This window comes from Advenella sp. FME57, from assembly GCF_014897675.1.
GTDB lineage: Bacteria > Pseudomonadota > Gammaproteobacteria > Burkholderiales > Burkholderiaceae_B > Advenella.
Genome location: NZ_JABUXU010000004.1, coordinates 176,585 through 198,080 on the forward strand (window position 1 = coordinate 176,585; position 21,496 = coordinate 198,080).

At 51.6% G+C, this 21,496-nt stretch carries 21 protein-coding genes; 12 read left to right on the forward strand and 9 right to left on the reverse strand.

The genetic code is table 11. The annotated features are described in order from the left end of the window. Nucleotides 1-148: 148 nt before the first annotated feature. A complete protein-coding gene (locus INT32_RS06745) occupies nt 149-667 on the reverse strand; it encodes a hypothetical protein (protein ID WP_193087963.1) in 519 nt (172 codons plus the stop codon). A 114-nt stretch (nt 668-781) separates the two neighbouring features. Beyond that, a complete protein-coding gene (locus tag INT32_RS22345) occupies nt 782-1,789 on the reverse strand; it encodes a restriction endonuclease (protein ID WP_370540187.1) in 1,008 nt (335 codons plus the stop codon). A 787-nt stretch (nt 1,790-2,576) separates the two neighbouring features. Between INT32_RS22345 and INT32_RS06755 the strand changes: the two genes are divergently transcribed. From INT32_RS06755 to INT32_RS06780, 7 genes are all read left to right on the forward strand, one after another. After that, a complete protein-coding gene (locus INT32_RS06755; RefSeq protein ID WP_193087964.1) occupies nt 2,577-3,746 on the forward strand; it encodes a reverse transcriptase family protein in 1,170 nt (389 codons plus the stop codon). Then, complete coding sequence (locus INT32_RS06760; protein WP_193087965.1) at nt 3,733-3,945, forward strand: cold shock domain-containing protein; 213 nt, start codon at nt 3,733-3,735, stop codon at nt 3,943-3,945. Before INT32_RS06755 ends, INT32_RS06760 begins: the two co-directional genes overlap by 14 nt. Nucleotides 3,946-4,139: 194 nt before the next feature. Beyond that, the gene (locus tag INT32_RS06765) at nt 4,140-5,060 is read left to right on the forward strand and encodes an SMEK domain-containing protein (protein WP_193087966.1); all 921 of its coding nucleotides are present in this window, start codon (nt 4,140-4,142) and stop codon (nt 5,058-5,060) included. A gap of 292 nt (nt 5,061-5,352) precedes the next feature. Beyond that, nucleotides 5,353-6,264: an RNA polymerase sigma factor SigJ gene (gene sigJ / locus INT32_RS06770; protein WP_370540188.1), complete on the forward strand. Its 912-nt coding sequence runs from the start codon at nt 5,353-5,355 to the stop codon at nt 6,262-6,264. 238 nt (nt 6,265-6,502) lie between these two features. Beyond that, on the forward strand, nt 6,503-6,817 hold the full coding sequence (locus INT32_RS06775) for a putative quinol monooxygenase (RefSeq protein ID WP_193087967.1): 315 nt from the start codon (nt 6,503-6,505) through the stop codon (nt 6,815-6,817). Nucleotides 6,818-7,073: 256 nt separating this feature from the next. Then, nucleotides 7,074-7,196: a hypothetical protein gene (locus INT32_RS22275; protein WP_255509669.1), complete on the forward strand. Its 123-nt coding sequence runs from the start codon at nt 7,074-7,076 to the stop codon at nt 7,194-7,196. A 374-nt stretch (nt 7,197-7,570) separates the two neighbouring features. Then, nucleotides 7,571-8,194: a LysE family translocator gene (locus INT32_RS06780; protein ID WP_193087968.1), complete on the forward strand. Its 624-nt coding sequence runs from the start codon at nt 7,571-7,573 to the stop codon at nt 8,192-8,194. A 172-nt stretch (nt 8,195-8,366) separates the two neighbouring features. Here the strand turns inward: INT32_RS06780 and INT32_RS06785 are convergent, their stop codons facing one another. Next, nucleotides 8,367-8,807, reverse strand: coding sequence for a helix-turn-helix domain-containing protein (locus tag INT32_RS06785; protein ID WP_226816625.1), 441 nt, complete (start codon nt 8,805-8,807; stop codon nt 8,367-8,369). A gap of 101 nt (nt 8,808-8,908) precedes the next feature. Here INT32_RS06785 and INT32_RS06790 point away from each other — a divergent pair, with 101 nt between their 5' ends. Beyond that, on the forward strand, nt 8,909-9,820 hold the full coding sequence (locus INT32_RS06790; protein ID WP_193087969.1) for an NmrA/HSCARG family protein: 912 nt from the start codon (nt 8,909-8,911) through the stop codon (nt 9,818-9,820). A 207-nt stretch (nt 9,821-10,027) separates the two neighbouring features. On the opposite strand, the gene INT32_RS06795 is transcribed toward INT32_RS06790, so the two are convergent. From INT32_RS06795 to INT32_RS06805, 3 genes are all read right to left on the reverse strand, one after another. Beyond that, nucleotides 10,028-11,374: an MFS transporter gene (locus tag INT32_RS06795; protein WP_193087970.1), complete on the reverse strand. Its 1,347-nt coding sequence runs from the start codon at nt 11,372-11,374 to the stop codon at nt 10,028-10,030. A 77-nt stretch (nt 11,375-11,451) separates the two neighbouring features. Further along, nucleotides 11,452-12,246 (reverse strand): SDR family oxidoreductase, encoded by a 795-nt coding sequence (locus tag INT32_RS06800; RefSeq protein ID WP_193087971.1) that lies wholly within the window; start codon nt 12,244-12,246, stop codon nt 11,452-11,454. A 69-nt stretch (nt 12,247-12,315) separates the two neighbouring features. After that, on the reverse strand, nt 12,316-13,455 hold the full coding sequence (locus tag INT32_RS06805) for an iron-containing alcohol dehydrogenase (RefSeq protein ID WP_193087972.1): 1,140 nt from the start codon (nt 13,453-13,455) through the stop codon (nt 12,316-12,318). A 167-nt stretch (nt 13,456-13,622) separates the two neighbouring features. On the opposite strand from INT32_RS06805, the gene INT32_RS06810 reads away from it, so the two are divergent. Continuing rightward, nucleotides 13,623-14,543 carry a LysR family transcriptional regulator gene (locus INT32_RS06810; protein ID WP_193087973.1) on the forward strand — a complete coding sequence of 307 codons (921 nt, stop codon included), beginning with the start codon at nt 13,623-13,625 and terminating at the stop codon, nt 14,541-14,543. 216 nt (nt 14,544-14,759) lie between these two features. Here the strand turns inward: INT32_RS06810 and INT32_RS06815 are convergent, their stop codons facing one another. After that, the gene (locus INT32_RS06815) at nt 14,760-15,650 is read right to left on the reverse strand and encodes a LysR family transcriptional regulator (RefSeq protein ID WP_193087974.1); all 891 of its coding nucleotides are present in this window, start codon (nt 15,648-15,650) and stop codon (nt 14,760-14,762) included. A gap of 143 nt (nt 15,651-15,793) precedes the next feature. On the opposite strand from INT32_RS06815, the gene INT32_RS06820 reads away from it, so the two are divergent. Next, on the forward strand, nt 15,794-16,447 hold the full coding sequence (locus INT32_RS06820; RefSeq protein ID WP_193087975.1) for a hydrolase: 654 nt from the start codon (nt 15,794-15,796) through the stop codon (nt 16,445-16,447). A gap of 124 nt (nt 16,448-16,571) precedes the next feature. On the opposite strand, the gene INT32_RS06825 is transcribed toward INT32_RS06820, so the two are convergent. Continuing rightward, complete coding sequence (locus INT32_RS06825) at nt 16,572-17,150, reverse strand: ABATE domain-containing protein (RefSeq protein WP_193087976.1); 579 nt, start codon at nt 17,148-17,150, stop codon at nt 16,572-16,574. A 93-nt stretch (nt 17,151-17,243) separates the two neighbouring features. Between INT32_RS06825 and INT32_RS06830 the strand changes: the two genes are divergently transcribed. Then, nucleotides 17,244-18,200 (forward strand): alpha/beta fold hydrolase, encoded by a 957-nt coding sequence (locus INT32_RS06830; protein ID WP_193087977.1) that lies wholly within the window; start codon nt 17,244-17,246, stop codon nt 18,198-18,200. Nucleotides 18,201-18,305: 105 nt separating this feature from the next. Here INT32_RS06830 and INT32_RS06835 read toward each other — a convergent pair whose 3' ends face one another. Then, on the reverse strand, nt 18,306-19,001 hold the full coding sequence (locus INT32_RS06835; protein WP_193088056.1) for a glutathione S-transferase N-terminal domain-containing protein: 696 nt from the start codon (nt 18,999-19,001) through the stop codon (nt 18,306-18,308). Between the two features lie 754 nt (nt 19,002-19,755). Between INT32_RS06835 and INT32_RS06840 the strand changes: the two genes are divergently transcribed. Further along, nucleotides 19,756-21,429 (forward strand): ABC-F family ATP-binding cassette domain-containing protein, encoded by a 1,674-nt coding sequence (locus tag INT32_RS06840; protein ID WP_193087978.1) that lies wholly within the window; start codon nt 19,756-19,758, stop codon nt 21,427-21,429. The last annotated feature ends 67 nt before the right edge of the window (nt 21,430-21,496 follow it).

Here is a 21,496-nt window from a genome sequence, read left to right on the forward strand (position 1 = left end):
TATCAACTTGATGGGGATCTATTCTCCACTTACAGCCAACCCTTTCAAGACGGCCTTGGGCGGGTGCTTACGAGGAGCGCTGTTTCTGAAGGTTTCAAGGCGCAAGGCGTATATCGCCGCTGTTTTACTGAGAACCGGTAATTACTGGTTACCGACGTTTCCCGCTCTCAAAACTTCCTGGTAGAACTAACCAACTGTCTAAAAGATCTGTACTTTTTGGCGAGTGATTTTTTTTCTCTGTGCTCGCATCGTTTAGCCCCTTTAGCGAAGCGTGAGCGCCATTTTTATACTTTAAAATGTTCATGCGATTGGCGCAAAATTCAGAAACAGATTGAGAAAATAGGAGAGCACTGTTTGGCTTGCATTGCTTGTTTTTTCTGAGCCTAATGTTTTTTTTATCTTCACTACGAGCATGTAAGGCAAATCTCTCGCATGAATAGCCACTTACGAACAATTTGATATCTACCGTTGGTTGGTTATTGATTATCCGCTCCAAAAGTGTGTAATCATTATGTTGTTCTGCTTTATCTGAAGCATATTTAAGTGCTTGGTCAAATAAATCTGAAAGCAATAGTTTTTTGTAGTCAATGAACTCCCAAAGAGGGCTATTGGAAGCGTCCACCAGCAGCATGAAATTTTTTTTTGATAGCTCAAATGGATTATTCATTCGTTCCCCACGAAAATGTATGTACATCGAGTTAATATCGCTGGTGAAAAAATAGTTCTTGTCTGTTAGGGTTTTTGGTAATGGTATTTTCACCAAAATCGATGAAACGCATATTTAACTTTCATCACCGTATAGGCCTGATTTAACTCGCTGCTGTTGAGTCCGCTTAAACCGACTGCCTATGCGCGATACATCGGAATCCGCTGGAGGCGACGGATTCAAGGAATATTGAGCTAACTGCGGATTAATCTCTAAACCCGCATTTTTACTTTTCCCAACAGATTCACTTTGCTCGATTTCTGCCATTTCCTCAATCTCGATCCCATCAAGAAGGCTGTCAATATATTCCAGATCGTCGAGATCTACCAATAATACATTAGTCGTTTTAGCGAGTCGGCGAGCTGCTGGCGTGAAAGAAGCTTGACTAACGACCACGCCACGGTTCGCTTGATAATGCTGTACGCCTGCAGCAATCTCCTGCACGGCAGAATTACCAACCGGTGAAGAATAATATTTGCACTGAACAACAATTCGATAACCATCTTGTCGTTCTGCTTCAATGTCTACACCCTGATCACCGGAAGCGACTGTCACTCTTGCATTCCAACCAACGCTACGTAAAACTTGCGCGCATTTGTGCTCAAACTGCATACCGAGCGAATGTGTGGATTGCATCGCAGGCAAAGGCAGATCCTCAACATCTGCTTCGTCCATCGGTTCTTGCAGATCTTCCAAAATTTCTTGGACGAATTCCTGCAAGTCAAAATCTTCCTCATCATCCATGTAATCAACTTCCATCGGCAGCACATTATCGATGAAGTGGCGCAGGTCATTTTGCCACTTCTTATCGTTAAGCATTCCATACTCATCGGTAAAGCAACCTTGGCGACGTTTTCGAAGCAAGACACGTTTGTGTCTCACTACACTGTCGCGAATTTGAAGATTACGAGTCTGCTGCTCTCGCAGTTTTTTGTTTACAGCGTTACGTGTTCTTAATTCGTTTGCTACAAAATAGCAAACACCTGCCAAAACAAAAACGATAGTGGCAGTTCTCCCACCCCAAATTTGTCCGGCCACGATATAAGCACCGAGTACTAAAGTCACTTCAAATTTAGTAAGCACAGGAAATCCGGTTATTGGATGACATAAACATAGGAAGATTGGATTGGACTAGATATACACATTTATTATCATAACACATTGATTTGTTACAATTAAATAGAAATAAAATCCCTGCTTTTTTCAAACAGCCCGAATCGGGGAATACCGAAAAATCCTCCTTAGAGGCCTAATCAAGAACTTGTTGGCAGTTAATAGAGTGAACTTCGAGCAATACGAAATCAAAAAATATGAAAATAAATAGTATATTTGTGCTACTATAATGTAATCAGATGTTTCGTCTGAGCTGTTGATTTTCGAATGCTTTGATATGTGTAGAAAACTCAGGGTTTTTCTTATAAATTAAGAAAAACGTCCTTTGAATAGGACTTAACCGGCATGCCGCGCTGAACTCCTGGCTGAAAACATGGCAGAGGGCAAGGCGGGGCTATGCGATATATAAGAGTCGGTTGTTGAGCTTAAAAGTTAATACCTGAGTCTGCGAAAGATTGTTTGTTTTCTACTAGTTCTCTTGACGTTGAGCAAGTACTGGAATTGTCCAGTACGAAACTCGGGAGGACGTATGGCCCAAAAGCCAAAAAGCAAATCAAAGCGACGTAGTGTAAAAGCTACTAGAAAATCTAATGTTATCGAACGTGAGTCAAATAACATGAATAACAGCGTTTTTCGCAGGCTCGAAACCTGGAGCGTCTTGATTAGGATTGCCCAGATTTCTAAATCTTTATGGAATGATTTTAACGATCATTTTTTTACCTGAAGTAGGTATTAAACTTTATATTTTTTATTGTCTATGCGTCCTCAGTACCTAGCAAAACCTATTGCATCGCTGAATGTACTATCTGTGGCTCTGGGAGTCGATATTGACGTTCTAAGAAATGCCGCATCAAACATAGAACGGCATTATCATCCACATTCAGTTCCAAAGAAGGATGGGTCGCTGCGAAGTATTTATATTCCTAGTATTCATTTAAAAAAAATACAAAAGCGAATCAATAGGAATATCTTCGAAAATATTAGTTATCCAGGATATTTATTCGGGGGAATTAAAGAGCGTGATTATGTCAAGAATGCCAACGCACATGCCTCTGCCGAGCTTTTAATTGCCTTGGATGTTCGTGGTTTCTATCCATCAATTACACGTGATAAGACATTGAATATTTTCAAGTTCTTTTTTAAGTTTTCACATGATGTAGCATCACTTTTAGCGGATTTAACATGTTTGAGAGGACAAGTCCCTCAAGGCGCGTGTACAAGCTCTCATTTAGCAAACCTAGTATTGCATGACACAGAATATCATTTAGTACAACATCTAAACAATAAAGGATTAACGTATACGAGGCTTCTTGACGATATCTCGATCTCGTCAAAAACGCAATTGGAGGAAAAGCAAGTTCAAACTCTTATTGGAAAAGTTCGTACTATGCTGAATGAACAGGGGCTAAAGTTACAGAATAAAAAAACCAAGATAACTTCTCGCAAAAACCCGGAAAATTTGATGGAAGTAACTGGACTTTGGCTAAACAGGGGGCGGGCACGTGTACATCGGAATGAGCGAAGAATAATTCGTGCTGAATTACATAAATGCGAGAGTATGTCGCGGTTAAGTAAATCCTCACCTGAATATCATGATTTCTATAATAGATTATCAGGACGAGTCGCGAAACTCACCTATCTCGAGCATAAAGAAGCTTTGTCTTATCGATCTCGGTTACGAGAAATTTTGCCAATTTATGAAAAAAATGAAATTCACCGTACTATACAGTTAGTAACTTCCTTACAAAAGTCTTCTATAAAAGATCGAGGAAAATACGCCTACTATGCGAAATTTCATCAAGTCCGCTATCGCCTTAACATCTTAGGACGGACAGACGGTGGATTAGCAAAAAAATTGGCTACAACATTACAAACCTGTAAGCCTACATCTGACAAAGAGAGGTTGTTCTATCATGACATTATCTGAGGAGACAGTTGGAACTATTAAATGTTATTTCCCGTTAAAAGGTTTTGGCTTTATCACAAGACAAGCCGGGAAAGATCTGTTCTTCCATTTTCGTGATGTGCAAGGTGAAGAATGGGCGTTAGAGGGTGTCAAAGTGAGATTCCGTATCGAACGGACAGGTAAAGGTTTGCAAGCTGTAGATATATCTAGAATTGCATAGCCTGATGTGAATACGCGCTCGCGCGATATAGATGTGTACTGATGTTGACTAACTATGGGTGTTCAGATTTGTTGATGCATTCGAAGCTATGCCGTCGATCAGATGGCTGAGCCGTGATGCCAAATCCGCTAACTAAGATGATTAATTAGTGTGGATCCTCAACAAGAAATTGAAAATAACGAAAGGAAAATATATTGCTTGAATCGCTTATCAAGAATCTGAATCAGGACATCGCGCTTCTTCAGCTCCGTATTCAGAGGGACAAAGACGCGGGCTTCAATGACATGGCACGACTACTGGAAACGATGGCGATTCAGTTTTTCAGAGCTTTAGGCATTGCGAATCTCGAGAGCAAGAATCAGATTCGAGTAAACTTTCCCGCAATCGATTCGGCAGACGACGAGAAAGATGGTGGGATTGCTGTGCAAGTGACCTCGGTCGCCGACGCGAGAAAGATTAAGAAAACGATCACTACATTCGAGAAGACGGACTCGGCCGGGCAGTCCTTATTGCATGAATATGCGTCCCTATATATATTTGGATTCTGCAAAATTTCTGACACTGTGGAAGTTCCCAGCTATTGCAAAGTGGTGGGGCCAGGCTTTTTTGTCAACAAACTTGTCGACCTTGATGATGAAGAAGCTATACAGACAATTGTTGATTCAATCCGTCGTCATGTTGATTATTCTTCCCTTCACCCATATAGCGATATTGAGTGCCTCAAAATCGTACTGGGCTATGTAGGGCGGAATGCGGTTCGACACTACGTGTCGTGCGAAGGTAATTTCGACGATATGACAAAGGGCCTCAAAGAGATTTCGGAGCTCATCGGAAAGGGTACAGTGAACAGAAAGCAGAAGTCCAAAGCTCATCATGAGTTTCAGGATCAAGAAATTTCACGATTCTTGTTGAACGTGCTGGATCACATTGGGGCGATCACTGCGACTGTAAACTCGGCAAATCGCAATGGTATCGTATGTTTAAGCTTGCATGACGTGCAAACCATTGATGGACGGAAGCGGGCGATCACCACTCTAGCGCAGCAAATAGCTTTAAGTTACGACATTGCTATGCCATTGGGAATGCATGAAGTAGGTAAACCCTGGCCGAATTAGACTGCATGGTGCGTAGTATATGGACCTTTCGTATCAGCGAAATGCGATTCACGCATCCAGCTAAGTTTACTATCAAACGAGATACAAGCATTGTTTTGCAACTCTGAATCGATAGCGCAATATGGCCGCTCATCTTCAGGTGCCAATGAACTGATGTGAGCCGCGGCTGCCAGGCCGGTGACATTTCTTTGGGAGATGTTGTCACAATAGTAAGTGCTGAACCGTCAATAGGGGTATTGCTACCATTGTGAAGGGAGGGCGGAACATGATTTCCTGGTATCGGTCAGAGCGAGTGCACTCCGGATTAGGCCCGGAATCGGGGACTGAGGCGATGTATGTGCGCTACTTTGAGCAGGAGCGCCCGCGGCTGCTTGGCATTGCATACCGGATTCTAGGATCCCGCGCGGAAGCAGAAGACGCGGTGCAGGACACCTTTCTGCGCTGGCAGGCGTTGGACATCGATGGCATCGAGTCTCCGGGCGCCTGGTTGACAACCGCCTGTACGCGGCGCGCTATCGATCTTCTGCGCGCCTCATATCGCAGCCGTGTCGATTATGTGGGCAACTGGCTGCCCGAACCGGTTCATACGCTCACGGACAATAGCGTAGAGACGCAAATGGAGCTCTCGTCATCGTTATCGACTGCCTTTTTACTGATGCTTGAACGGTTAACCCCGACGGAGCGGGCGGCATACCTGCTCTACGAGATCTTCGAGATGTCCTACGTCGACGTAGCTGCGTCACTTGAGATGAACGAGCCGGCGTGCCGCAAGCTTGTTTCGCGGGCCAAATCGCGAATTGGCGAAAATCAGGTGCGATATCGGCCTGCGGCGGCACGACAGGAAGCGCTTCTTTCTGCTTTCGAGAATGCGATCCGGACCGGAGATCTCGGCTCTCTGGCCGCCACGCTTGCGAGCGACGTCCGCTTGACTGCCGATGGCGGAGGGAAGGTGGCTGCTGTGATGGAGATTCTGGAGGGCGACGCTGTCCTGCGGTTCCTCACGAGCTATCTGGTAGGGTGGTGGTCTGACTATCAGTGGGAAGTGGCCGAACTGAACGGATCGAAGGGGCTTATCCTGAGAGAGAAGGGCAGCATTATTGCCATTGTCTCTTTTGCTTTCGATAATGCCGATCGCATCACGGATATTTTCATTGTACGCAATCCAGACAAGCTGGCAGGCTTTGATGCAGTTAAGCTGCATTGAAGACAAAGGCGCGCAGTAACGATGTCCGCTTGGCGGTACTATTCTGGTGAAAATTTACCCCGGTAAAGACATGTCTTGCACCGGGATTTTTTGTTTTGAACGAAGGTGGTGCTATCTTGCTCGAAAGCAAGCAAAAAATCCAGGAGGCGTCACAAATTCCTCTGTTCAAACGTCATAAGGGTATGGGAAATGTTCCCAATATCGGCGGCGAGTTGCCGCAACGTTTCAGGAGAATATCATGAGCAAGAAAGCATTTTATGTTCGACACCATGCAAAGCCCGGCAAGCGCGAAGAAGTAAAGCTAATTTGGGAGAAATATGCCCGCGCCTATGTGGAAGGCATGAAAGGGCAAATTTATTATGTCTATGGCTTCGACGATACCGATCCCGACGTGATCATTGCCTATCAGTTATCTGACGGCGAGGCTACTTCGGAGGATTTTGTCAAACAGCCCTGGTTTGCGGATTACCAGCGAGAGACCGCCGCGTTGCTGGCTGCCCCCTCGGAACTTCGATCAATCACGCCGCAATGGATCAAGGGAGACACAGTCTGATCGCTGTCTGCCGTCCGGCGGGCTTTGGCTCGTCGGGATGTCTATACTTTCGGACTATACAGTCAGCCTGCTGAGCACCCGGCCCTTATCGAAGCGCCACGGATCAAAGCAGTACACTCCGCCCATGTCCGTTGCACATGGCTGGGCTCATTGCCTCTTGCCAGTTAGCTACGCTCCTGCTCTGCTGCGTCATATTCGCGCCGCGATGCTTCTATGTCCTACCACGTATCGCGTATCCAGTCCGTGAACCCGGCCAGTGGTTGCGCTAGAGCGCGAATTCGGTCCAATGCTCACGCTGGAGCAATGGCTGTCGGGCCCGGGAAAAGCACTTTTTGAGGCGGCGCTGAATGCATCCAAGGCCGGCATCGCGTTGCGTTGACTAGCTGGCCGGAAGATTAATGGCCGGCCAGATTATTCGTGCAGAGAATGGATATCCGTTGTAGTACGAACAACGGCAGAGTTTGCGTATAGCTTGCGTATGGTACCGTCGTTGACACAGACTAAATAAATATCTACGACAATGAGGTACATATATATCTTGGCTTCAATTGTAGAAATTGCGCCAATTCCGTCTTAGAATCTCTATAAGCAGAAAAAGGCATGCTTCCAATGGCTTCGGCATTATGTATACTGCGAAAGCAGTGTCTATGCGTCAGTCATTTTTTATACATTGTATGCGCGTTGTAGTACGCAGACGGTGGTTAAATGAAGCTATCATCTGTTCTTCATTGCGGCTATCTGGATTACACACTTATGGACTATTTTTCGCAATTACTCGCGCTCGCAGGAATCATTCTTCTGGGATGCGCCAGTCCTGGGCCTGACTTTGTCGCGGTAACTTCGCATGCCTTGAATAACCGGCGCTCCGGCGTCTTCGTTGGCTTGGGCATCGCCAGTGCTGTGGTTGTTTGGGCAACGTTGGCCATCCTCGGATTTGGCCTGCTCATCAAGGAGTTGTACTGGTTGTACGAAGCCATCCGCCTGGCAGGGGCCATCTATCTGGTCTATCTCGGCAGCCGTATGCTGATGGGCGTTTTCAAAGGGAAGTACGACCAACAGAACCTCGCGGGGGTGTCTACGGTGGGCGTGGGACAGTCATGGCGCATAGGATTTGTCGTTGGCATTACCAACCCGAAAACGGCTACTTTTTTTGCTACCTTGTTCGTAACCTTGCTGCCGGTCGGTGCGCCGCCCCTGGTCTATATTGCTGTTGTTGCCATGGTGGGCGTAATAACCAGCCTTTGGCTTTGCCTGTTGGCATCAGTATTCTCAATCGGCCGCGTTCGATCCATCTATGCCAGCATCCGCCGTCCCGTTGATGCCTTGATGGGCGCTGTCTTGGTTGGTCTGGGCGTGAGAATGGCAACAGGCCGCTGATGGGTATGCCTTCGAATTCTTAAAACTAGATCAGAGTAAATCAAAGCTTGTCTGACAGCTTCCGAATAGGTGCTCAAATTGAGCACCCGGCCCCTATCGAGGCTCCCTGGATCAAAGCAGTACACTCCGCCCATATCCGTTGCACATAGCTGGGCTCAATGCCTTTTGCCGGTTAGCTACGCTCCTGCTCTGCTGCGTCATATTCGCGCCGCGATGCTTCAATGTCCTGCCACGTATCGCGTATCCAGTCCGTGAACCCGGCCAGTGGTTTCAGCATCGAGTGCCCCCGTTGGGTGAGCTCGTATTCCACGCGGGGTGGCAACTCGGTGTAGTAGTGCCGTGCTACGAGGCCGTCTCGCTCCAGATTACGCAAAGTGAGTGTCAGCATCCGTTGAGAGATATCAGGAATACCGCGTCTGAGGGCGCCGAATCGCATTGGCGTGTCGGGCGAAAGCGATAGCAGCGAGATCACAAGAATCGTCCATTTGTCGCCAAGCCGGGCGAGTACGCTTCCAGGTGCACAGGGTGTTAGCACCGGCCCGTTTGGGGTCTCAATGACGGGCCGGCCATTGACCTCACGTGGCATGACTTCCTTTTTGGGACTGTTTTGCATTCGTTACCTCTATGTAACTCAGGATCAAAAATGTGCCGTCTTGTGGCAAATTGATTATAGTTTAGAATAGGAACTAACAACAGTTACTATGGATAACTAATATGAAAAGCTCTGCAGAATTTCTTGTTTTTGGGGTTACAGGGCAGCAAGGCGGGGCCGTTGCGCGGGCGCTTCGGGCCAAAGGTTGCACAGTTCGCGGCTTTGTCCGTGATCCGCAAAGCAACAAGGCAAAGGCGCTTGCCCAGGAAGGCATTACGCTGGCCGTTGGCGATCTGTTCGACCGTGCCTCTATTGACCGGGCAATGGTTGGTGTAAAAGGTGTGTTCAGTGTGCAAACCAGTTCGCCGTCAGGATTGGTATCGGATGAACAGGAAGTTCTTCAGGGTGTGGCAGTTGCCGACAGCGCTGTCGCGGCTGGTGTAGAGCACTTTGTCTATTCCTCAGGCGGGGCGGCCGGCAAAGGCCATACCGGGATGGGGCATTTCGACAGTAAATCCCAAATCGAGGATCACATCCGCAGCGTGCCCCTGGCGGCTACGATCACGCGTCCGGCCAGCTTCATGGAAATGATGATGCTGCCCGGCATGGGGTTGAATGAAGGGCGCTTCACGTTCTTCATGTATCCACGTCAGGCGATGCAAATGATTGCGCTGGATGATCTTGGACGTATCAATGCTCAGATTCTCTGTCAGCCCGATCGCTATGCAGGGCAGTCCTTGGAGCTATCTGGACAGGCCATTGTCGGCGACGATTTGGAGAGCGCCTTCTCCCATGCAGCGGGCCGTCCAATCCGCTATCAGCGGTTCCCGGAGGAATTGCTGGCAACCAATGCCTTCCTGAGAGAGCTTACAGTGCTCGTCGATAATGGTGTGGTTTCGGGGGTTGCAGACATCCCCGCGCTAGAGCGCGAATTCGGTCCAATGCTCACGCTGGAGCAATGGCTGTCAGGCCCGGGAAAAGCACTTTTTGAGGCGGCACTGAATGCTTCCAAGGTGGACATTGCGTTGCGTTGATTGGTCTGGCCATTGGCGGCCAACTGCACCGCCTGGCACAGTCGTTCAGAGCGTTGGCGCCGAAGGTCTGCCATTATCATGGTTTTTATATCGTTTTCGTGCAGCATGGCAAACGTGCGGCCAGATGCGATGGCCTTGGTTTGGGCGGTCTCGGCCCTAGGGTATCGCCGCCGACATTCACCCGATCTGGCGTATGGTCCAGTGCCGCTAGGCGCGTTCCTCGGCAATGCGGCGCACCACCGTATCTCGGAAACGGATATTGTGCGGTATGGCGCAAATAATCAATATTGCAGTGACGACGCAAGCCAGCGCAATCACATATAAGCCCATCGACGCGCTACCCGTCACATCCTTGACCTTGCCGACCATGTAGGGCGCGATAATGCCGCCGATTTGGCCGATGGAATTGATCAGGGCCAGGCTACCGGCTGCAGCGACACCGCTCATTATGCGGACCGGAAATACCCAGAATATGCCGAAAGAGGCAATGATGCCCGTCGCGGCAATACTAAGGCCCAGCACCAACACCACGGTATTGTCCCAATAGATCGCACACAACACATAGCCGACGGCACCGGCCAGCGCACAGCCCGCCAGGTGCCAGCGGCGGTCGCCGGTATGGTCGGAACTTTTACCGATCAGGACCGTTCCGATAATCGCGGCGATGTAGGGCAGCGTCGTAATCAGGCCGATAATCAGCGGGTCCGCCGTACCTGCCGTCTTGATAAGCTGCGGCATCCAGAAAAGTATGCCGTAGATTCCCATGCAAAGGCCGAGATAAATCAGCGAAAATAGATAAATGACTGGTCGTTTCAACGCCTCGCGGAAAGAATGTGTGTTGTCGACTTTGGGATCCTTGCCAATCTCGCGTGCCAGCAGGGCTTTTTCCTTGGGGGACAGCCATTTGGCATCTTCGATGCGATCATTGAAGGCGAACAACACTACGAAGCCCAGAATACACGAAGGGATTCCTTCGATCAGGAACAGCCATTGCCAGCCAGGCATGCCGTTGACGCCATCGAGCAGCTTTAGAATGGCACCGGAAATCGGGCCACCGATGATGCCGCACAACGCAATGGAGCCGAAAAACATATTGTTCATGCGTCCGCGGTAACTGGCGGGAAACCATTGTGTAAAGAAGTAGAGTACGCCTGGAACGAAGCCTGCCTCAAGCACTCCAAGCAGAAAGCGCAGCGCATAGAACGAGGTCTCGCTCTGAACGAACATCATGGCAGCCGAGGCGAGGCCCCAGGTAATCATGATCCGCGCGATCCATCGGCGCGCGCCTACTCGTGCCAGAATAATATTGCTTGGGATTTCGAAAAGGAGGTAACCGATGAAAAATATACTGGCGCCAAGCCCGTAAGCAGCTTCGCTCAGGCCCAACTGCGATTGCATTTGCAATTTTGCAAAGCTGATATTGACGCGATCCAGATATGCCATGATAAAACAGGCAATGATCAGCGGTATGATTCGCCACGCAACTTTGCGCAGCAGATCTGCCTTTTCTTGCTCCTGCGGCTCAAGCGGTGCATCTACCCTCGTATTCGCCATCTTTGTCTCCTGATTTTAATAATTTGTGTCGCCAGTAACGCGTGGCGACCTGCATGAAATGGGTTTGCTTTTTTGTATTACCCCCGTCCCACAAATGGCATTTTGGTGGCCATGACTGTCATAAACTGAACATTGGCCTCAAGCGGGAGACTGGCCATATGGACAATGGCATTGGCCGCGTGAACAACATCCATGGTCGGCTCCGGAATGGGCTCGCGGCTTGCCTGCAGCGCGCCCGTCTCCATGCGAGACACCATTTCGGTCGCTGCGTTGCCGAAATCCACTTGGCATACCGCGATATCGTATTTCCGGCCATCGAGCGCGCAGGCTTTCGTTAAGCCGCTAACTGCGTGCTTGCTGGCGGTATAGTCGGCTGACTGCAATCTAGGCACATGCGCCGACAACGAGCCGTTATTGATAATGCGGCCGCCTCGCGGCGTTTGCGTACTCATTTGCCGAAATGCTGCCTGCGTGCAAAGAAACGTGCCGGTGACATTCACGTCAAGCATCTGTTTCCAGTGTTCGTATGCCAGTTCTTCGACAGACTTTCCCGCAACGCCGAGCCCGGCATTGTTAAATAGCATGTCGAGCCGACCAAAGGTACGCTGCGCAGAAGCGAATAGCTGGTCGACGGAAGACGGCTGAGTGACGTCCGTCGGTATGGCAATAGTCCGGATGTCGTGAGCCGAGAAAAACGTATCGCAGTCGCGGATTGTCGCTTCGAGAGTCTCCAGATGACGCCCGGCGAGGGCTACGCGCCATCCATCCGCCAATAATGCGCATGCTGTGGCCCTGCCTATGCCGCTTCCTGCTCCGGTGACAATGGCGACCCGATTATGGGGAACGTCACTTGAGTCCGGTTTGTCCCTCATGTTTCCAACTCCTTATTTATTATTTATGGCGCTGCCGCGCATTGCGTCGATGCATATGTCTGCGTCCTTCTACATTGACTCATTCAGCATCGCCATGTAATCTTCCACGGTCGCTTCCCGCGGATTGGTTTTATGGCTGTGGTCTGCAAGTGCGCCGTCAATGATCTTGGGAAAGAGCTCTCGCGTCACGCCAAGTTGGGCTAAAGTCGTGGGCAAGCCAAGTCGCTTGGTCAGATTCAAAACTTCATTGGCCAGCGAGCTTGCGTTTGCAAGCCCTATTGCGGCGGCGATGCGATCCAGTTTTCTTTCCTGCACCATTGTGGTCGCGGGCGCATTGAACTCAATGACCGAGGGCAGGAAAATAGCGTTCAGTGTCCCGTGGTGAAGCCGCGGGTTGATACCGCCAAGAGAGTGACTAAGGCTGTGTACACAGCCCAGGCCCTTTTGAAACGCCAGCGCACCTTGCATGCTTGCGCTCATCATGTTCAGTCGCGCGTCCCGATCTGCAGGGTTGCTGGTTGCCTGTTCAATGTGGCGCCACGCTCTGTTTAATCCGTCCAATGCAATACCGTCAGCAGGAGGATTAAATAGCGGAGACATAAACGTTTCAAGGCAATGCGCGATGGCGTCCATGCCAGTGGCTGCTGTCAATTGTGCAGGCAGTTTCATTGTCAGCTCCGGGTCGCAGATTGCCGTTTTCGGAACAATGAAAGGGGAAATGATGCCCACTTTTCTGCCATCGTCCAGAATCAGGATCGCGCCTCTGCCCACTTCGCTACCTGTGCCCGCCGTGGTTGGGATCGCGATCACAGGGGCTGCGGCCGAGGTGATTTTACTGAGTCCGCCTTCAATAATGGCAAAGGTCTTGAGCGGCCCTTCATGCGTTGCGCATACTGCAACACCCTTGGCCAGGTCGATTGAGGATCCGCCTCCTATCGCTATGATTCCGTCGCATTCATTCTCGATAAAAGTCGCAACAGCCTTGCGCACGGCTTTTTCATTTGGATTGGGCGGGGTTTCATCGAAGACGGGTACGTTGTCCGGATCATTCAGATGAACTATAGCGGCTTCTAGCAGGCCTGCAGCCCGGATGCCCTGATCTGTGACGACCATGGGGCGTTTGATCCCGATGCGATCGCATTCCGCTTGTAATAAACGCACAGCGCCGAAGTCGAACTGAATATGAGTGAGATATTGGATGAGTGCCATCTGAATTAATAAAAAGTTATAATTGAAATCAACATGGGCATGGGTATCTGCCTGATCATGTCCCCGTTTGTTCATTGTTTTATGTATATTTTCCAGTCATTGTATGTGTGATGTTGATATGCGATGTACTGAAAACTGTTCATACAGGTATAACCTGTAGTTAATCCATGACACCCAATTTAACCTCTATTGCGTCCAGGCTGCATGTCAGGCACCTTCGTTTGTTGATCGCCATTTCAGAGCATGGCTCCCTGTTGGGGGCGGCAAATGAGGTGGCTATCAGCCAACCAGGCGCAAGCAAGGCGCTTCAGGAAATTGAAATCACATTTGGGGCTGCGCTTTTCAATAGAACCAACCGTGGCCTGGAGGCCAACGATTTAGGCTTATGCGTGTTGAAGTACGCAAGAATGATCTATACCGATCTTGGTCATTTGCGAAACGAACTGGATGCGATCCAGAAAGGAGATGGTGGCAGGGTTGCTGTCGGATGCATCATGGGTGCAATACCGTTGCTGACCGATGCCGTTGCCGATCTCATGCAGACCCATCCTGGCATGTCGGTGGAAATCGTTGAAGACACCAGCGCGGAACTTCTGAGCCTGATAGATTCTGGTCGGCTTGATATGGCGATATGCCGCACATCGGTCAGTAAAACACCGGAAATTTATGAGAGCGAGCATCTGCAACCGGAAGAACTGAGCGTCATTGCCAACTGTGATAATCCGTTTGCGCGTAGTGATCGCCTGACGCTTGAAGATCTGGCTCAATGTAAATGGATCGTGTACCGTGCCAATATGCCCATGCGGCTGTTGCTCGAGCGCGAATTTTATAATGCCGGGATTCGTTTCCCTGCCAATTTGCTTGAAACAACCTCTCCATTTGCAACCCTGGCGTTATTGAACAGAAATCCATCTTTTGTCGCCCTGGCTTCGACGGACGTTGCCTCGTTTTTTGTGCGCAATAATCTGGTCAGGGTACTGCCGTTTGAATTCACGTTACGCAGTGAGCCTTATGAACTGGCCTATCGACGGGGCGCGCTGTTGTCTATCGGTGCAAAGTTAATGAAAAACTGTCTGCTGCCTCAATAACCACGCACTTTCATACTCGTGCTACACGCACAGCGCGCGATCCATCATCCGATGATGTGCTTGCTGATAAGCAAGTCTATACTTATGAACGGCAGTCATCCGTTCATCGGCCGGCCCACTTAAATTAATTCAAGTGACATATTTTCAGGAATATTCGCGGCCCTACCAAATTGTGCAAACGCATATGGCTGGCATGCCTCATGCCATTCGGCTTTGCTAGCCGACGCCCACAGGCTCAGGTGCCTGTTCGAAGCACTCAATCAGCAACTCGGTCAGCACCCGTACCTTTCTTGCAGGATGTCTGCCTGGCGGGCGGATGACATATGCCGCCGCCGGTGGGGGTGGATAGCCTGTCATCACCGGCACAAGCGCGCCGCTGGCCACATGTTCTTGGGTGACGGCATCGGGGATCCAGGCGATGCCCAGCCCTGCCAATGCGGCGGCGGCTAACGCCGTGGCGTTGTCGGCCTTGAAGCGCCCTTGCGGGCGAACTGTGATGATCTTGTCGCCGTCCATAAGTTGCCAGGCTTCGGTGCCCTGCATAAGGGCCTGGTGGCCGATGAGTTCATCCGGCGTTTCGGGGGAACCGTGCGCTTTGATATAGTCCGGACTCGCAACCATCTTTCCATAGATCGGACCGATGCGTCTTGCGATCAGGTCAGAGTCCTTAAGGTAGCCAATCCGGATTGCACAATCAAAGCCTTCAGCCACCATATCAACGAAGCGATCACTGTAGGAGGCATGGATGTGAAGCTGCGGATGCAGTTGCGCCATGCGCGCAAGAACGGGGGCCAGGTGATTCGGGCCGAAAGAAACCGGCACGGCAACTCGCAAGCGGCCGCAAAGCTCACCGGTGGGCAGGATCGTTTCCCTGGCTACGTCGATCTCGGCACACGCTCTGGCGGCATAGTCTCGGAAGGTGGCGCCGGCTTCCGTAAGCGCCGCGCCGCGGGTGGTTCGTGCAAGAAGCTGCACGCTCAGGTCTGCCTCAAGCCGCAAGAGCCGCCGGCTGACGATTGACTTGGACACACCGAGCCGGCGCGCAGCGGGCGAAACGCCCCCGGCATCAGCAACTTCGATGAATGTGCGCAGGTCTTCGATGTCCAATTTGGCGTTCCTCTTCTCGCGACACAGTGTAGCACAAGGGATGACTACCGAATCCGCATCGCGAATGCAAGAATCCATCCTGGTAGCGTCGCAATCGGCGCAAGCCTTCTCCTGAAACTGCCCTCATACACAAGGATATATTCATGACATTTCGTAATGGCCTTGCCTCTTTGCTTCGTCCCGAAGACTCGGTACTCGTTCTGATCGACCATCAGCCTTACCAGCTTGCGAACCTGAACAGCCACGAACCACAGATGGTGGTCAACAATGCGACAGCGCTGGCAAAGACCGCCAAAGCATTTGGCGTTCCCACCATCCTGACCAGCGTGATCGCTGATCGTGGCGGCCTCATCTTCCCACAAATCACAAATGTATTCCCCGGTCAGGAGGTGATTGACCGCACGTTCATCAACACCTGGGAAGATAAAAAGGTAGTCGACGCCGTCAAGGATACGGGCCGCAAGCAACTGATTATCGCGGGTCTGTGGACCGAAATCTGCGTGGCGATGCCGGCGATCCAGGCCGCAGGCGAAGGCTGGGATGTCACGGCCGTGACTGACGCTTCTGGCGGCACTTCAGTTGAAGCGCATGAGGTCGCGATCCAGCGCATGATCGCCGGCGGCGTGAACATGATGACCTGGCTGGCAGTGGCCTCCGAATGGCAGCGCGATTGGGCCCGCACCGAGCACGCCGCCGAGCTGAGCGAGGTGCTGATTCAGCATGTGGGTGGTAGCGGTATTGCGTTGTTGTGGGAGCAGCAATTGCTCAACACGCCGGTGCCCAAGACTAAAGGCTGAGTTGCAGGGGCGGCGCGTACCATGACCGATGCGCTGTAAACAATGGATGTCGGCCGGGCTGGCAGTGTCAAGCCGGCAGGTTCTGCCAATGATGGCCGGTATTTACTGGAAAATTGTCATTGGCCTATTGGCCGTTCTTGCGGGCACGGTGGGCGGCCGCTTTCATTCTGTTGCCGCAAGAGGCCATACTGCACCAGCGTCGCCGATGCGACTTGGTCAAATCGTGAAAGAATAATGTGCAGTCGTGCGCCTCACATTCTCGTACAAGTTGCAGATCTTCATTCGAAAGCAAGTGTACGAGCGCTTGTGCAACAGGTTCAAGCAGACTGGCTGCGTTCATGTTGTGCCGGTGTCTGACGATCTTGAATGTTCTGCTGGCGGCGTCCCACGCAAGTTCCTTCCTGGGGCGGCCCGCTTCCAATACCTGATTAATGACGGCGGCATCGGCCGAGCTGCCTGTTCTGGCGGCCAGGACCACCGCTTTGGCATTGTCCCTGAGCGCACGTGCGAGCTCAAGCAGGCCGGTTGGCGCGCTGCTGCAGTCATCCGGCAGCAACTGGGCGAGTCTGAGCCATTCGATCACACTGTGGTCGCTATCAAAGCAGTCGCAATGCCGTGGTCCCACACCATACTCGGTGTTAATGAAGTCGAGCGCAGGATTGTTTGCAATAAATAATGGTGTTCCGCTGATGACAGAGGGCATGATTCGAGTAACCGGTAATTTATATGTTGACAGGATACTATAATCGCTGATAACCTTCAATCTATACTTTTACAGGTTACTAAGGAGCCAGTCATGAAATCCACCAAATCGATTGCAGCCTCAGCCAGTGTCGCTGCGGCTTTGCTCACAGGACAAGCGCAGGCCGCAGACGCCCCCCTTTCTGCAAACCAACAGGTCCATTACCGTTACGAGCAGGTTGGCGACGTGAAGGTTTTCTATCGTGAAGCGGGCGATCCCGGTGCGCCGGCCATCTTGCTGCTGCATGGTTTCGCAGCGTCTTCGTATATGTGGCGCGACCTAATTGCGGCCCTCGCAGACAGGTATCACGTCATCGCGCCTGATTTGCCCGCCTTTGGATTCACAGAATCTCCTGAACGTGGCAAGTATGAGTATTCGTTTGCCAATATCACGAAAACGATTGAGCAGTTCACCACGCAGCTAAAGCTTGACCGCTACGCCCTCGCGGTGCACGACTATGGCGCACCCGTGGGCTGGCGTCTGGCTCTGGCTCATCCTGCCCGTATTACGGCGATCATCTCGCAAAATGGAAATGCCTATGAAGAGGGTCTTGCCAAGGGCTGGGAACCGATCCGGAAGTATTGGCAAGCGCCTACCCAGGAAAACCGGAAGGCCCTGGCCGACTTTCCGACCCCGGAGTCAATCAAGTGGCAATATGTTGAAGGGGTGAGTGATGTGAGTGTCGTGGCGCCGGACAGCTATACGCTCGAAGGCGCGTTCATCAGTCGGCCAGGCATGGCAGACATACAGCTGGACTTGCTGTTGAACTATGCATCCAACGTCGAGAAATATCCCGAGTTCCAGGCCTACTTTCGCCAATATCAGCCGCCGTTGCTCGCAGTCTGGGGCAAAAACGACCCGTTTTTCCTGCCGGCGGGCGCCCAGGCATGGAAGCGTGACATCCCTGAAGCAGACGTTCGCTTTTACGATACCGGTCACTTCGCACTGGAAACCCACGGCAAAGAAATTATTCCGGTCGTCCGCGCATTCCTGGACAAAAATGTAAAGTGATTACGAGTGACGGCAGACGCATTGCACACCACGGCAGTGCTGGCATAATCCGCAGCGTGCTGCGGATCATCGCTTGTCACCACAATGTCACCTCAGAGAAACCGTTCAGGCTGCCGTCACTTCCAGACCCCGTTGCACCGCCGGACGAGCAAGGCCACGGTCAAGCCAGGCCTGGACATGAGTAAAACGGTCGAAGCCAACAATCTCGCGCGCCTCGTAAAAGCCGATAAGATTGCGCACCCATCCGAGCAGAGATATGTCGGCGATGCTGTACTCTGCACCCATCACCCAGTCTCGTCCCGAGAGTTGCTTGTCAAGAACACCCAGCAGTCGCGCCGATTCGGTGGCATAGCGTTCAAGCGGGCGTTTGTCCTCATAGGCCTTGCCGGCAAATTTGTGGAAAAAGCCGAGTTGGCCGAACATCGGTCCCACGCCGCCCATTTGCCACATCAACCACTGGATGGTTTCGTAACGGGCGCTCGGATCAGCGGAAATAAACTGTCCTGTCTTGTCGGCAAGATAGAGCAAGATTGCACCCGACTCGAAAAGCGCCAGCGGTTTGCCGCCAGGTCCGTCGGGATCGTAGATGGCGGGAATCTTGCCATTGGGGTTTAGTGCGAGAAAGGCAGGATCGTGGCTTTCGTTCGCCGTAATATCGATCCGGTGCGGCTCGTAGGCAAGGCCTGTTTCTTCAAGCATGATGCCGGCCTTCACGCCATTGGGCGTTGGGGCGGAAAAAAGCTGCAGTCGATCGGGGTGCTGCGCGGGCCAGCGCGTGAAAATGGGATGATTGGGTGTCATTTTTCTGCCTTCGGTTGATTTCATCTGTAACCTTAAATCAAATGATTTTTCGTTTTAGCATTCCACTGCCTGAGCGGCATATGATCTTGCCGGCCTGCCGCGCAAATGCTCGCGGAACCTGGATGCCAAAACGCATTGCTCATGAACCGCGATGCCAGGTTTTGTTTATAGTATCCCGTTCACCAAATTACTTTGATTGGCCTGCTTTGGTATGCGTCGTAGTCTTGCATATAGTCCAGTACCCGTCAAGATAACAGGGTTGACCTGTTCTTACGCACATCCGAGACCGATACCCATGATAGACCAGGTGAAAATCACATCAGTACAGGGTAAAAACTGACACTTACACGACCGGTCCTGGAAGGCAACTGGGAAGCCGTAACGAGTGAACGTACAGGAAGTTGCATTTAACTGAGGTATACAGGCAATCAGGCACGCTTGCTTTTGAGGCTCAGGGGCATTCTTGCGAGTGTTAACGATTTCCAAAACTGCTGTCCAGTCGGTATAGGCTCGATATCTTGCTAACTCCGATATGGTCCGCATCCCTTCTATTTTGACCGAAATCATATGCCGGAGCGCGTTCACCCCGTTGATGGCGGGCCTCTGCTGCTACAATTGTCCCTTCCTTTCCGCCGTTTCCGCCATCTTGCCATCAGGCGAGCTGCCCGTCCGGCTCCTCGACCCGTCATCCTTGATCAACTCCCGGTCAGTCTCGGCTGGGTTTTTTGTTTCCGAAAATGAAGATCTACCCTCAATGATTATTCTCAAAAACGTGACCTTGCGTCGCGGCAGCAAAGTATTGCTCGACAAAACTTCCGTCACGCTCAATCCTGGTGAAAAGGTGGGGCTGGTCGGCCGCAATGGCGCGGGCAAGTCTTCATTATTCGCGGTGCTCAATGGCACGCTACATGAGGATGGCGGCGAGTTTTCCATTCCATCGCAGTGGCGTATGTCGCAAGTGGCGCAGGACATGCCGGAAACCGAGCAGAGCGCAACAGACTTTGTGGTGGAGGGTGACACCATCCTGCTGGCCGCGCAAAACGAAGTTGCTGCATCCGAGGCTAGTGATGATGGTATGCGTATGGCGCACGCCTATATGGCCTTGCACGACGCCGGCGCCCACGATGCTGCTGCCCGTGCGCAGGCGCTTATTCTGGGTTTGGGCTTTAGCGTGGCCGAACTTGACCGGCCGGTAAACAGTTTTTCGGGCGGCTGGCGCATGCGCCTGCAATTGGCGCGGGCGCTCATGTGTCCATCGGACCTGCTGTTGCTTGATGAACCTACCAATCACCTGGATCTGGACGCCCTGGTGTGGCTGGAGGCCTGGCTCAAAAACTATGCCGGCACGATGGTTGTGATCAGCCATGACCGTGAGTTCCTGGATGCGATCACCAACGTGACGCTGCATATCGACAATGGCACGCTGGTGCGCTACGGCGGCAATTACAGCAAGTTTGAAGACATGCGTGCCGAACAAATGTTGCTGCAACAGGCGGCGCACGCCAAGCAACAGGAAAAGGTTGCGCATCTGCAAAAATTCATTGACCGTTTCAAGGCGAAAGCCAGCAAGGCCAAGCAGGCGCAAAGCCGCGTCAAGGCACTCGAGCGCATGGAAAAGATCGCGCCCATGCTGGCCGATGCCGAGTTTCAGTTCGAATTCAAGGAGCCGCTCAGCATGCCCAACCCCATGCTGTCCATGACCGATGCCAGCTTTGGCTATCCGCCGCCCGAAGATGCACCGAACGATGCCAAGCCGACCGTCATCGTGCAGAACATCAACCGCTCTGTCCTGGCGGGGCAGCGCATCGGCATTCTTGGCGCCAACGGACAAGGCAAGTCTACATTCGTAAAAACCATTGCCGGCGCTTTGGAGGCGATCGCGGGCGAGATTATCCCTGGAAAAGGCCTGAATATCGGCTACTTTTCGCAGCAGGAACTGGATGTCTTACGGCCTGCCGACACCCCGCTGGAACACATGATCCGCCTGGTGCGCGACACGCCGGCCAGCATGCGCCCCAGCGCCATGGATTGTCGTGAACAGGGGCTGCGCAATTTCCTGGGCACCTTTAATTTCAGTGGTGATATGGTCAAGCAGTCTGTCGGCAGCATGAGCGGCGGTGAAAAAGCGCGCCTGGTGTTGTGCATGATTGTCTGGCAGCGCCCCAATTTTCTGCTGCTCGATGAACCGACCAACCACCTGGATCTGGCGACACGTGAGGCCCTGAGCGTTGCGCTGAACGAGTTCGAAGGTTCGGCGATGCTGGTCAGCCACGACCGCGCGCTGCTGCGTTCGGTCTGCGACGAGTTCTGGCTGGTGTCGCGCGGCGGCATGACAGACTTTGATGGTGACTTGGATGATTACCAGGTTTATCTATTGGAAGAGGCCAAGCGTCAGCGGGAAGCAGCAAGCTCGCGCAATGCGGGCTGATAGCTCGTCAAAGTGGGCCGTTCGCAGCGGTATAGAGAGCGGACCCACACCCGTAGACAGATGAGCA